A 12,858-nucleotide genomic window follows, 5' to 3' on the forward strand; every position below is an offset into this window, starting at 1 on the left:
GGACGGGGCCTGCGGCCCCGTCCCGGGCGGCGCTTGCGGTCCTGACGGTCAGACGGTCAGGTCGTCGGGTTTGGCGGCCTTGTCCACCGGCAGGAAGTCGTCGGCCACGGGGTATTCGCCGAGCAGGTAGCGCAGGATCGCGGCGTGCATCGCCTCGACCGGGGCGATGGTCGCGGCGGTCTCGATCCCGGCGGGCGTGGTGACGTTGAACTGGGCGAAGAGGTAGGTCTGCGCGGCCTGCTCCTCGAGTTGGAGGGCCAGCCTGGCGACCCCGGGGACGTCGGTGACCTTGGCGATCGCGTCGGTGACCGCCGCCTGGCTCTTGAGCGGCACGCCGGTGATGGGGGGCTTGCCCGCCTGGGTGAGGACGTTGTTCCACACCTTGGCGTGGTCCGCGTGCTGGGCCATCGCGGTCGTCGCGAAGTTCGCAACGGTCGGGGGGACGGTGCCGAGCCTGCCTGCTCCGGCAGCGTCGATCGCCGCCTGGTACGCGCCGACCGCCTGGTTCTCCAGGGCAGTTGCCAGCGCGACGACCAGGAGGTCGCCGGTGTAGGTGCCGCCGGACGGGGCGGGCGCGGCCTGTCCCGGCGCGGACGGCGACGACTTGCCCGACGAGCCGTTGTCGTCGGAGCACGCGGCGAGCGCGAACGCGGACAGGCCGACCACGCCCAGGCCGCGCAGGAACCGCCGCCGGTCCAATCCCGCGTCGGGCAGCCTGTGGCCGGTGCTGTGCGGGTTCTCGCGTGTTTGGGCCCCGAGTTCGGCGGCCGCCGCGTACATGGTCGGCAGCGTGGCGCGATGTGCCTCGTCAACCTCGCGGGTCAGCGCGGAAAGTTCTGCCTCGGTGCCGTCGAACTGCCTTTGTTCGCGCATCACTTCACGGCCCCTTCGTCGATCGGGGAGGCGTCAATGGTCGGGTAGAAGGCGTCGGGGAAACCGACCGAACCCGCCGCGGCGGGCAGCGCGGCGGCGTCCGGCGGCAGCTTGATCTGGTCGGCCAGGTTGCCGGCGAGCAGCGCCTGCACCGCGAGGAGGACCGCCTTGTGCTGCGCCTCCACAGGGGCCACGGAACCGAACAGACGTCGCAGCGCAGGGTCGGACACCTGGGAGACGTTCTTGGTGTACGTCTGGGCGGCGATGTCCTCCAGCGTGATCGCGAGCTTCACGACGTCGGCCGGGCCCTTGATCGTCGGGAGGGTCTGCTGCACGATCGCGGCGTACTTCGGGTCCGGGCCGGCCTGCTCCTTGCCGCCGGCCTTGACCGCCGCAGCGTTGAACGCCTGGGCGTGCGCCTTGTGCTGCGCCGTCGTCTTCTCGATGAACGCGACGACGACCTTGTTGCCGCCCTGAATGAACGGCAGCCCGGCGGCGGTCGTGTAGACGTTGACCGCCAGGTTCTCCAGCGACGCGGCGGTCTGCAACGCCATCACGTCCTCGGCCGCGCTCGCCGCCGCACGGCCGGTTCCCAGCAGCACCGCGCCCGCGGCCGCGCCCCCGAGCAGGCCGGGGCGCCACCAACGGCGTTTGGCGTATCCGCCTGCCGCTTCCGTGGTGGCATCGCCGTATTCGTCGAGTGAGGTGCGGGTGATCCGCGTCGCGTCGCTGTGGAGGTCCTCGGACTGCTCGGTGAGTTCCGCCAACAGCCGGGTGTCGATGGGCTCTGCCACCACGGCTCCTTCTCATTCCGCCCGCCGGATGCGGGCCGGTATCTGGGCTTCGCCCCTGCACCCCGCGCGGATTGGTCGGCTTCGAAAGAAGATCGGTCTTCACCCGTGCGGGTGGCACGGCGTCGTCCGAGTGCGCGCACGTTCCGCATGCCGCCAGCTGGCCGCCGCCGGAAAGCCCAACGCCCGTCCGCGCCGACACCGGATCGAGCAGGACGGTCTCGGGGGGCGATCGGGGACACGGCGTCGTCAGGCCGCGGGCGTGGGTCGGCGCTGGCTGGGGGTCGCTCGAAGAGGTGACGCGGGACCGCGTGTTCGACGATGCGGCCAGATCGCGGCGACCGTGACGGTGCCGGTTCTGATCAGCGGCTCCTCCTCGAAGGACCACAGTTTGGTTGCCTCGCGGCGACGCGGTGAGGCGCGTCGCGCTGCCGTTCGGCGGCAACTCCATTGCGTGTACACACTTTTTATCCGCTTATGGTCGGTTTGCGGTCCGGTGCGACTGGACCCCTCACTCTCTGGAGAGACCATGCGGAAAACAGTGATGGCCGCGGCTGCGGCCGCGGCGCTCGCCGCGTCGATTCCCACCGTCGCCTGGGCCGGCGGAGACGTCGGTGGAGGTGTCGGCAGGAATGCCGAAGACAACGAGTGCAAGGCCGGAAAGGGCGGAGGCCACCGCACCGGCCACACCGGCCTGCGGGTCGTCGGGTTGACCGAGGACCAGTGCCTGGTGGCGTTCGACACCCGCGAGCCCGGCCACGTCAAGCCGGTCGGCAAGGTCACCGGGCTGGCCGGGGACAGCAGGCTGGTCGGGATCGATTTCCGGGTCCAGGACGGCAAGCTGTACGGCATCGGCGACGCCGGCGGGATCTACACCGTCGACACGGCGGCGGTCGCCGCCAAGGTCTCCCAGCTCAGTATCGCCCTGAGCGGCACGCACTTCGGGGTCGACTTCAACCCCGCCGCCGACCGGCTGCGCGTCATCAGCGACACCGGACAAAACCTGCGGCACAACGTCGCCGAGCCGACCGGGACCACCGCCAACGACGGCACCCTGACCAACCCCACCATGCCGCCGTCCACCGCGATGGAGGTGACCGGCGCCGGCTACACCAACAACGACCTCAACCCGGCCACCGCCACCACGCTGTTCGACATCGACACCGCCAACGACCGCGTGTCCATCCAGTCCCCGGCGAACGCGGGCAACCTCGCCCCGACCGGCAACCTGGGCGTGGACGCGGGCCCCAGCGCCGGCTTCGACGTCTACTACTCGCCCGCCGACGGCACCAACCAGGGCTACGCCGCCCTGCGCACCAGCAACGGCTACGGCTTCTACACCGTGAACCTGCTCAACGGATCCGCGCAGCATGTGGGCGCGTTCCCCGGCGACCACCAGGTCTTCGACGTCGCCCTGCCCCTCGCGGACAACTGACGCGAACAGGTCAAACGGGCGAGCATCGTTCAGTCTCTGGAAGACCTTCGTCCTGGCGCAGCCGCCGTGATCCTCCCGTTCGCAGGCGGCGGTGCGGCTGTCAGTCCACGCCCTCTGACGGAATGAGTCGGACCCGGACCTGGTGGTTGTGTTCGGTGTGATGGACCACATGACCGCTGACGCGTGTGCCCGGCGCCAAGGCGGTCCCGTCGCAAGGCATTCCGATGGTCTCGATGCCGACGGCCCGCCGACCGTGTGGTCGGCGGGCCGTCCCCTGCCCAGGGGATCCGGCGGATGGGAACGATGTCGGGGACCCGGCCGACGTCGCTGGGACGGGCGGCTTCAGGGGTGGCCGGCAGCGCGACGATGGTGATCGGCTGGTGACAGTGCGGGCAGTCGCGCGTGGCTGCGGGCTCCAACGGGTCCCGGGAGAAGGGCTGTTGGCGCATCGGTGTGGTGCGTGCGGGTTCGGCGGACGGCCGGTTCGGCGGCCCGGGTTCGCCGAGTCGGCGTGCCCGGTCTTCTTCGCGGTTGTGGTCTCGCTGACGCTCGGCCCGCCTGCGGCACTCGACGGTGCAGTAGACCTGGCGGACGCTTGCCCAGGCCCGGAAGGTGCCGTGGCAGCTCAGGCAAACACGTTCCTCCAACGCGGCCGGGTCCTGCCGGGCTGCATGCCGGCATTCGGTCGAGCAGTAGAGGCGCCGCTTCGTCCTGGGGGCGTCGAACTGCTCGCCGCAGCCGTTGCAGGTGCGGGCGACCGGCGGCCTGAGTTCGGCGGCCTGGTCGCGGCAGGTCCGCGAGCAGTAGACCTGCCGGGTCGACGGGCTCGCCGCAGTGAAACCGGGCATGCGGGGATGAACGCGGCGGCCTCCCAACGTTGTTGCGGCGAGGCCCGCTCATTGGCCACCCCCGTCCCGGGACACCACAGGTGTGGAGCGCCGGCCTTTGGGCGCACCGCCGTGAGTGGCAGCGGCTCAGTGTGTCCATGGCAGCGCCCACCGGGCACCAGCACACAGCGCATGAACCATCTGCATCCAGCGCACGCCCGAATACGCCGGTCGCCGAGGCAACACCGTCAGGGTGGGACGAGTGGTGTTCTGCGGGCGGTTTGTGCACGTCGGAAGGGCAGCCGGGCGGAAAGACGGACCGGATGGCACACCAGGGCATGACTCTTCCGGTTGCGCGGTGCCTTCGGGATGATTCCGGGATGTTGGTCGACGAGGGATCGTTGCGGCGAGGGTCCGAGGGGTCCGCGCTATCCGTAGTAACTACCGAGACGGTGCCGGAGCGGGAACGATTCGGCTGGTGGACGGAGTTGGTCCGCGGGCAGGTCATGCCGGTGTGCAACACCAGTCCGCACGCGGCGACGTTCCGCGGTTATGCCGAAGCCGTGGACACGCCGGACACCCAGGTGACCGCGTTCCGCTTCTCGCCGATGACGTCCCGCCGCTCCGCCGCCCAGGGTCCGCCGGCAGGATCCGGAGTGCCACTGTCTGGTGCTGGTGCGCGGTGCCCCGATCCGGCTGACGCAGCACCGCCGTACCGCGTGTGTGGAGGCCGGGGGGATGGCGTTGTTCTCCACCTCGCACCCGGTGGACTGCGAGTTCGTGGACACCGGCCGACAGAACCGGCTGACGTTGATCCGTCTGCCGCGCGCCACGTTCCCCCTGGCCGGAGGACGCGCCGACAGGTGGCTCGGCGAACCTCTGCCGACCCGTAGCGGACCGGGCCTGCTGCTCACCTCCTACCTCACCCAACTCCCCGCCGCCGCACGCGGCAGCGCCCCGGCCGGCGTGGCGCGTCTCGGGGTGATTGCCGTGGACCTGGCCGCGACCGTGCTGGCCGGCGGCCTCGGCGCTCACGACGTCGTGCCGGATGCCACTCGCAAAAGGGTTCTGCTGGCCCGTGTGCATGCGTTCATCGACTGCCACCTGAGCGACCCCGACCTGCGGCCGACCACGATCGCCGCCCACCACCACATCTCCTTGCGCACCCTGCACGCACTCTTCCGCGGCGAACCGGAGACGGTAGCCGTGACAATCCGGCGGCGACGATTGGAACGCTGCCACACCGACCTGGCCGACCCTTCGCTACGGCAACACTCGATCGGCGAGATCGCCACGCGCTGGGGTTTGCGAGCCAACGACTTCAGCCGAATGTTCCGCGATTGCTACGGAGCAACGCCGCATGAAGTCCGCAAACGCGCACACCGTTCCGACCATCTGTCAGCCGGGTAACGCCGCCGGTCCGGTAAGGCACCCGCTGAGGCGAAGGCCTTGCCGGACTGCATGATGACGTCGGACCAGCACACCATCTGATGCCGCCGCGGAGCGGCGAAGACGACGGTGCCGAGGTCGTACGCCCAAGAAGGTCGCGGTGCCCTCGGCGGCGACGGATGCGATCGGTGAAGACGCCCCCGCACACACCGCTGTGCAGCGCGCCGGGGCGATGGCGTCGTTCGGTAGCCCGCCAGGCCGGTCAGATCCGCCAGGCGCGCAGTCGCCGGGCGGTGTCGAAGACGTCGACGGTGTCGCCGCCGATCCCCCGGGCGAGGTCGACGAGTTCGCCGTAGGGCGGGTCGACCGCCTGCCCGGTGGCGTCCACGTACGCCACCGCCACACCGCATCCGAACAACACGTTCCGCGCCGGCAGCGGCCGCAGCCGCACCACGGTGTGCAGCAGCGCTCCCGCGCACCAGGCCGCGTCGGCGTCCTCGCCCAGCCGCGGGGTTTTCACCCGGTGCCGCGCCACCGCGGCCACCAGCGCCGAGTAGTCCCGCACCGCGAGCTCCCCGCCGGGCAGCACCTCCGCCTGGCGCTCCAGAAGCCAGCGGATGTCAACGTGCAGATCCACGGTCAGGCGGCCCCGCGCCCGGTGTGCCCGGTATGGCGGCCGCCGGAACCGGTAGGCGCGTCGTGCGGGAACGCCTCGTCGAACGCGGCCGCGTTCTCGGCCACGAACGACCGGAACACCTCCGCGGCCCGCGCCTGCGCCCGGCGGGCCGCGAGGTCCCCGTCGACGACCTCGCGGACGTACGCCTTCAAGGTCATCCCCCGGTCCTGGGCCGCGGCCCGGAGCGCGGCAAGCTCGTCGTTCGAGTCGCAGACCCTCCGAACGGGCACGGTCGACCAGCATCGCGATCAATTGCTCGTCCGACACAGCGGCTTCCGACGGCTCACCAACCGCCTGCTCGGAGTTCGTCTCGGTCGCCATCTCTGGCGTCTCCTTGATCATCAGATCCGCCGTTGATTAGACACTCCCGCTCGGTGCCGGTTGTCGGCTACCACAGCGTCGCAACGGGATGTTCGTGCGCGCTTGTGCTGCCTGAATTCCCAATGCGGCCAAAGGTCTTGGTGGCGGCGTTGTCCACCTCGTAGTGTCGGTTATGGTGTTCGGCTGCTCGCGGTTCAGCAAGAACCATTCGGACGCTGTCCGGACTCGTCGGCGGTGGGGTTCGGGTCCCCGGCCGACGGTCGGGAGTGGTTTTGGTCCGCGCGTCGATCGCGGCGGGTCCGGGCCGCACGGAGTTCTGCCCAGGCGGTCCGTAGGGGGATGCAGGCCTTGATGAACTGTGTGGCTGCGTGGGGCAGCGCGGTGGCGGCCGTGATCAGCAGGCCGATGGTGCCCACGACAGTGAGGATGGCGGCGGACACGTACTGCTCCTCTACTCTGAATCGGTTGGTTCGGTACCCCACCAGTAGGCAACCCGACGTGGACCGTGTCGTCGCCTGGCTGCGATCACGCCAGCGTTTCCGCAGGTCATAGGACCGATAGACATATTCCGGTCCGGTCCGGACCGGAATCCCTACTCGTGTAACGGGGTCGCATTCGTGCCGGACCTGCCTCCCAGACGCCATCTGGCAGCACAGCTGGACGCCCTGCTGAGGCTCAGCGGCCTGACGGCCGGGACCGCGGCGCGACGGACCAACGTTCTGTTGAAGAAGAAGAACATCGATGCCCAGGTGTCGGACCGGCGCATCAGCGACTGGAGGAGAGCGAACAATCTGCCGAAGACGGACGCGCCGTTCGAAGCGTTGGTCCGCGTGCTGTTGGAGCGTTGCCGGGACCACGTCGCCGCTGCCGAGCGCGCTGCCCACCGTGAGCTGCTGGACGAGAGCCTTTGGCGCGGGTGGCTGAGCGATGCCAGAGGTTCTTCGCCCGAGACCGAACGGGACGGTCGGTGGCAGGATGCCTGCCCCTATCCGGGGATGGTGCCGTTTCACTCGGACCAGCACGAGGTGTTCTACGGACGGGGATTGCTCAGGGATCAGCTGCTGGAATTCCTGGCCGGGCCGGTGCAGGGACGGCGGGATGCGGGGATCGCTCTGGTGGTGGGCCCGTCCGGGGTCGGGAAGTCCTCGCTGGTGAATGCCGGACTGTATGCGGACATCCAGGACGGCCGACTGGGCAACGGTTGTGGTGCCTGGCCGTTCCGCGTAATGCGTCCGACCGCGCAGCCCCTCGACGAACTCGCCCGTGTGCTGGCTGCCCTGTCTCCACGGAGCAGCGCCGACTCCGTCCGGCACAGGCTGCGTGAAGCGCCGGGAGGGGCGCATTCGGTCGTCCGGGACCTGCTCGCCGAGGCGGCCGACACGACGGTGGGGGCAGCTGCGACGGGTGGGGCCAGCGCACGCCTTGTCCTGGTCGTCGATCAGTTTGAACAGGCGTTCACCCTGTCGGAGGCCGCCGGAGGGCAGCGTGACGCCTTCGTCGCGGCGTTGTCTGCGATGGCGACAGAGCCGTGCGGCCAGGACGGTACCCCGGCGGCGCTGGTCGTCGCCGTCGTCCGCAGCGACTTCCTCGACTCGTGTGCCGCCCACGACGAGCTCGGGTCCTCCATGCGCGCGGGCGTGTTCACCGTGGGACCGATGAGCCAGGCGGATCTCCGCCTGGCGATCACAGGCCCGGCAGAACGCGCGGGCCTCAAGGTCGAGTCCGGGCTGGTCGACACCATCCTCGGCGATCTGCCTTCCGGGCGGGATGACGGCGCTCCAGGGACAGGCGCGCTTCCTTTGCTGTCCGAGGCACTGCGCGTCACCTGGGAGAACAAGGACCGCGATGCCCGTCGGCTGACCGTCCACGGGTACGGGCGGTCCGGCGGGGTCCGGCGCGCAATCCAACAGAGCGCGGAAGAGGCGTACGGCAGCCTCGCCGAGGACAAGGGCCAGCCGTCCGCCGCGCGGTACGTCTTCGGCCTGCTGACCATGCGAACCCGCGACGGCCGGTGGGTTCGGAGGCCCGCGCGGCCGAGCGAGCTTCTCGAGACTGCGGCCGCACGGGCGGTGGTGGAGAGGTTCGCGGCGAAGCGGCTCCTGGTGGTGGGGCAGGACACCGTCGAGATCGCGCACGAGGCATTGCTGACCGCGTGGGATCGCCTGCGCGGCTGGCTGGACGAAAGCCCGACCGACCACGCGCTGTACATCCAGTTGGCGGACAGCGCCGAGGAATGGTCCCACCACGGCCGAGCCGGGTCGTATCTGTGGCCGGGCGACAGACTGTTGGCCGTCCAACCGGCGCTGGAACGGTGGCAAACCGATCCGGACCGCCATGCACTGACCGGCACCATGCGCGCGTTCCTCGCCGACAGCCGACGGGCCAGCACACGCCTGCGCCGCGTGCGCCGACTCGCCGTCACCACACTGGCCGTGCTGCTCGCCACCGCACTGGTCCTCACCGGCGTCGCCTACCAGTTCGCGCAAACAGCGCAAGACCAGCGCGGTCAAGCACGCGACCAACGCAACCTCGCCCTCGCCCGACAACTGATCGCCCAAAGCAAACTGCCCACCGCAGACCCCACGCTGCCGGCGGTCCTCGCCGCCACCGCGTGGCACCTCGCCCCCGGCCCGGACAGCCGCGCCCGAGTGATCGACATGGTCAGCGACCCCCTACGGGGCGTCTTCCAGATCGGCGCATTCGCGGAGACCGCTCAGTTCAGCCCGGATGGCAGCACCCTCGCCGTCAGGGACTTCGACGACCGCGTCCAGCTGTGGGACGTGCGGGACAGGCAGAAGCTCGGGGAACCACTCATCGACCGCAGCAGCGACGACGAATCCCACTTCATCGAGGCGGCGTTCAGTCCAGTGTCGGACATCCTTGCCATCGGCGACGACGACGGAACCACACGCTTGTGGAACACCAAGACGCGAACGCTCGCACGCGAACCACTCAAAGGCCATAAGGACGGCGTCACCGCCATGCGGTTCAGCGCGGACGGCAAACTCCTCGCCGTCGGGTTCACCGACGGCACGGTCCAGGTATGGGACATCGACCAGGGCAAGCCCGCCTTCCCGGACATCCATTACCCGAGTCCGGATTCTTTGATCATGGATGTGGACTTCGCCCCGGACCGGCGGACCTTGGCGGTCAGCACCATCTTCCTGGGGGAACGCGCGGAACCCGAGCGTTCGGTACGCCTTTGGGACGTTTCAGGGCCGCCGGGGGCTCTCCCTCCCGAGAGGAGGTTCGACGGACCGATGGAGAGTTCCGGTGCCCTGGCGTTCAGCCCTGACGGAAACACGTTGGCTCTCTCCCAGTACGGGAAAGGGGTCGTCCTGTGGGATGTCGCCAGCAACCAGCCGATCGGTCAGCCCATGCAGATCACCGACCGCACAGCGCTCAACCGGGCGTCATCGCTGGCGTTCAGCCCGGACGGCACCGTCCTGGCCACCGGGGACGTCGAAGGCACCGTCGTGCTGTGGAGCACGCGCACCCAGAAGCGGCTCGGCAATCCGCTCACCGGCCATGAGAATGAAGCCAATTCCCTGGAGTTCAGCCGCGACGGGCGCACACTGGTCAGCGCCAGCACCGACAGCACCGTACGGCTGTGGGATGTGAGATCCCGGGGACAGATCGGTGACGCACTCACCGGCCCGGCGGAAGAGGTCACCGACGCCGCGTTCAGCCCGGACGGGACGATCCTTGCCGCCAGCGCCAACGACGGCACGGCACGGCTGTGGGATGTACGGGACCACACCGACATCGGCACCCCCGTCCAGGCGGACGACACGGCCGTGAACGCGATCGCCTTCAGCCCGGACGGATCCCTGCTCGCCACGGCGGGCAACGACCGCACCGTGCGGCTGTGGAAGGTGAACCCGCGAGGGCCCACCGCAGGTCCGCTCGTCCCGGCAGGGACGCTGACCGGCCACGACAGCGAGGTGTACACGGTGGCGTTCAGTCCGAAGGGCGGCCTCCTCGCTTCGGGCGGCAAGGACGGCACCGTACGACTGTGGGAGACCACGACCGGAAAGCCCGTGCTCCCTCCGCTCGGCGACCGCGCGAGCGCGGTCCGGTCCGTGGTGTTCAGCCCGGACGGGAACCTCCTCGCCTCCGGACGCAACGACGCCGTCATCCAGATCTGGAATACAGCCCTCGGCCGCCCGCACGGCGGCCCGCTCAAGAACCAGAACGACCAGATCGCCTCCCTCGCCTTCAGCCCCGACGGCACGACGCTGGCGTCCGGCAGCCAGGACACGACCATCGCGCTGTGGGATGTGCAATCCCGGCAGCCGATCAGCAGCCTCCTGACCGGGCACGTCAACTGGGTCACCTCCGTGGCGTTCAGCCCCGACGGCATGACGCTGGCGTCCGGCGCGCTGGGAGGAACGGTCTGGCTGTGGGACCTGACGACCCGACAGCGCCTCGGCCACCAGGTCTCAGGCGCGGGCGACGACGAACAAGAAGGATCGATATACCTGGGGAACGCAACCCCTGAAGGCAGCTTCCCCCACGGGCAGCAAGTCGCCTTCAGCCCTGACGGAAGGACCCTCGCCGCATCCGCCGAGGACAACTCGGTGCGGTTCTGGGACGTCGGCCTCCCCGCAGACCTCGGCGCCGCGGTCTGCCAGATAGCCGGGCGATCTCTCACCCCCGACGAGTGGAAGCGCTACCTGTCCGATTTGCCCTTCCAGCAGGTCTGCTGAAATCCCCTCCTCCCGAGGGGAGGGCGTACAGGTGTGCTCGGCGCCAAACCGTGCGGCCGCCCCCGTCGGCGGGGGTCTCCAGCACGGGGGCAAGGCCGCCGCGCAACAGCCGGTGCCCGGTGCCGTCGAGCTGGGCGAGTTCGCGGTCGTAGTCGACCGCAATGGTGCCGTGGAAGTTGACCGACTCCGAGCAGGCCGGGGAGATGCGCGCGAGGACCTCGTCGTCGATCGCCCGTCCGGTGCGCCGCAGCGCACCGTACTCCTTCAGCGCCGCGGCCGGCGCGTTCTGCCGCGAGGCGGCACGCAGCTTGCCGGCCATCAGATACTGCGGTGGCGTGCCGAACTTCAGTGACGCGGCCTACCTGAGCAGGTCGTCCCAGTGCTCGACCATCAGGTCCAGGTCGGCGCGGCGGGTCAACAGCGGCCTGGCCTTGGGGACCCGGGCCCGGTAGGCCGCTTTCGCGCCCATCCGGTATAGCGTGATCCCGCCCAAGTCGCGGCTGCGCGGGGAGAGCTGCTTGCCCACCGGATCGAACAGCGCAAGGTTGACCAGAGTCACGCCGTGATTATCGGTCGCGTGCTCCGTGATCGGCAGGTTGGTGGCGTTGCCGAGGATCTCGTCCAGCACGTAGTGCGCCTCGCGTTCGGTAGGCATGATGCGCGCTACCTGAATTCCCCACCTCGTGCTGAGTGGTTGGCCGAACCTGCTGAGGTGATCTCCCTACCTTTCGTGTGCTGTTGATCGACTTGCCGCGCGTGGGGAACCCCTGCCATTCCGAGGAGGACGTGGTGAAGGGGTAGGTTGCGCAGGCCGGTGTTGCGGGCGGCGCGGATGCGGTCCTGGGCGCGGGCCCGCAGCCCGTGCAGCAGTTCGAGCGCGGCGATCGGCCGGTCGCGGGTGTCGGTGGCGAACCCGGTGATGCAATTGCCGTTGATGTCGGTGAACCGCAACTGCGCGCCGGGGGCGTTCCTTCCGCACGGTCAGCCGCATCCCGGCCGGCCAGCTGTCCAGCACGCCGCTGGTCAGTTCGGCGACCCAGGCGCCGTTGCGTTCGACGGCAGGGGTTCACACCGAGGCGGGGCGTCACATCCACCGGTGCCAGAGCACGTTCGCATGCATGCCGACAGTTGTCTCAGTCAACGACGCGGGTGTCGGCAAGTGCGGTGACGTAGTTCCACAATTCGCGGCGTGCTTCGGTGCTGTCCGGTCGGGCGCCGAACAGGTAGGTGGCGGGCCTGGGAGCGCGGTCGTGCCACAACAGGCCGCTGGTCTGCGCGCCTTGGGGGGCGCGGCCCAGCCACACGATGGTGTCGGCGCCCTGTGCGGCGTCGCGGATGACGGGGCGGGTGACGGTGCGGAAGACGGGCATCCAGGTGCGGACGCCTTCTGTGTCGGCCCAGCCGGGGTGCATCGCGTGTACGTGGATGCCTTCGGATTTGAGGCGTTGAGCCCATTCCTGGGTGAGGACAACCTGTGCGCGCTTGGTCCTGGCGTAGAACTTTTTCGGGCTGTATCGGTCGGTGCACGACTCGGGGTCGCCGGGGCGGAGTCCGACGGCGTATTGGCCGCCGGAGGTGACGTTGACGATCCGAGAGGGTGCTGCGGCAGCCAGCAGGGGGCGTAGCTGCGCGGTGAGCACCCACGGGGCCAGCACGTGGGTGGCGAAGCCGAGTTCAACGCCGTCGACGGTGAAGGTGCGTTCGCTGGGCATGACGCCGGCGTTGTTGACCAGGACGTCCAAGCGTTCCTCGGCGGCGGCGAACGCTGCGGCGAAGGAACGCAGTTCCGCGAGGCTGCTCAGGTTGCAGGCCACCGGCTTGACGTCGACAGCGTGGG

Annotated in this window: 10 protein-coding genes and 1 pseudogene; 3 read left to right on the forward strand and 8 right to left on the reverse strand. The window is 69.6% G+C overall.

Going from position 1 to position 12,858, the window contains the following annotated elements; all coding sequences use genetic code 11:
* Positions 1 to 48 precede the first annotated feature (48 nt).
* Both ACRX5S_RS30550 and ACRX5S_RS30555 read right to left on the reverse strand, forming a co-directional pair.
* On the reverse strand, positions 49 to 873 hold the full coding sequence (locus ACRX5S_RS30550) for a ferritin-like domain-containing protein (RefSeq protein ID WP_436776389.1): 825 nt from the start codon (positions 871 to 873) through the stop codon (positions 49 to 51).
* The gene (locus tag ACRX5S_RS30555; RefSeq protein WP_436776390.1) at positions 873 to 1,667 is read right to left on the reverse strand and encodes a ferritin-like domain-containing protein; all 795 of its coding nucleotides are present in this window, start codon (positions 1,665 to 1,667) and stop codon (positions 873 to 875) included. Before ACRX5S_RS30555 ends, ACRX5S_RS30550 begins: the two co-directional genes overlap by 1 nt.
* Before the next feature lie 526 nt (positions 1,668 to 2,193).
* Here ACRX5S_RS30555 and ACRX5S_RS30560 point away from each other — a divergent pair.
* Together ACRX5S_RS30560 and ACRX5S_RS30565 are read left to right on the forward strand one after the other, a co-directional pair.
* The gene (locus ACRX5S_RS30560; RefSeq protein WP_436776391.1) at positions 2,194 to 3,099 is read left to right on the forward strand and encodes a DUF4394 domain-containing protein; all 906 of its coding nucleotides are present in this window, start codon (positions 2,194 to 2,196) and stop codon (positions 3,097 to 3,099) included.
* Positions 3,100 to 4,601: 1,502 nt separating this feature from the next.
* Complete coding sequence (locus ACRX5S_RS30565) at positions 4,602 to 5,336, forward strand: helix-turn-helix domain-containing protein (RefSeq protein ID WP_436776392.1); 735 nt, start codon at positions 4,602 to 4,604, stop codon at positions 5,334 to 5,336.
* A 241-nt stretch (positions 5,337 to 5,577) separates the two neighbouring features.
* Here the strand turns inward: ACRX5S_RS30565 and ACRX5S_RS30570 are convergent, their stop codons facing one another.
* Together ACRX5S_RS30570 and ACRX5S_RS30575 are read right to left on the reverse strand one after the other, a co-directional pair.
* Positions 5,578 to 5,952 (reverse strand): toxin Doc, encoded by a 375-nt coding sequence (locus tag ACRX5S_RS30570; RefSeq protein ID WP_436776393.1) that lies wholly within the window; start codon positions 5,950 to 5,952, stop codon positions 5,578 to 5,580.
* 2 nt (positions 5,953 to 5,954) lie between these two features.
* The gene (locus ACRX5S_RS30575; protein WP_436776394.1) at positions 5,955 to 6,221 is read right to left on the reverse strand and encodes a hypothetical protein; all 267 of its coding nucleotides are present in this window, start codon (positions 6,219 to 6,221) and stop codon (positions 5,955 to 5,957) included.
* Between the two features lie 1,086 nt (positions 6,222 to 7,307).
* Between ACRX5S_RS30575 and ACRX5S_RS30580 the strand changes: the two genes are divergently transcribed.
* A complete protein-coding gene (locus ACRX5S_RS30580) occupies positions 7,308 to 11,021 on the forward strand; it encodes an nSTAND1 domain-containing NTPase (RefSeq protein ID WP_436776472.1) in 3,714 nt (1,237 codons plus the stop codon).
* Here ACRX5S_RS30580 and ACRX5S_RS30585 read toward each other — a convergent pair.
* From ACRX5S_RS30585 to ACRX5S_RS30600, 4 genes and pseudogenes are all read right to left on the reverse strand, one after another.
* A complete protein-coding gene (locus ACRX5S_RS30585; protein ID WP_436776395.1) occupies positions 10,963 to 11,340 on the reverse strand; it encodes a hypothetical protein in 378 nt (125 codons plus the stop codon). The two genes, ACRX5S_RS30580 and ACRX5S_RS30585, sit on opposite strands and share 59 nt — an antisense overlap.
* Positions 11,341 to 11,379: 39 nt before the next feature.
* Complete coding sequence (locus ACRX5S_RS30590; protein ID WP_436776396.1) at positions 11,380 to 11,676, reverse strand: Tn3 family transposase; 297 nt, start codon at positions 11,674 to 11,676, stop codon at positions 11,380 to 11,382.
* Positions 11,677 to 11,810: 134 nt separating this feature from the next.
* A pseudogene (locus ACRX5S_RS30595) lies at positions 11,811 to 12,072 on the reverse strand (IS1380 family transposase); the annotation flags it as partial.
* Positions 12,073 to 12,154: 82 nt separating this feature from the next.
* A partial coding sequence (locus ACRX5S_RS30600; protein WP_436776397.1) for an SDR family NAD(P)-dependent oxidoreductase occupies positions 12,155 to 12,858 on the reverse strand: 704 nt, incomplete at its 5' end.

Origin of the sequence: Yinghuangia sp. YIM S09857, from assembly GCF_051388915.1 — a bacterium.
Lineage (GTDB): Bacteria > Actinomycetota > Actinomycetes > Streptomycetales > Streptomycetaceae > Yinghuangia.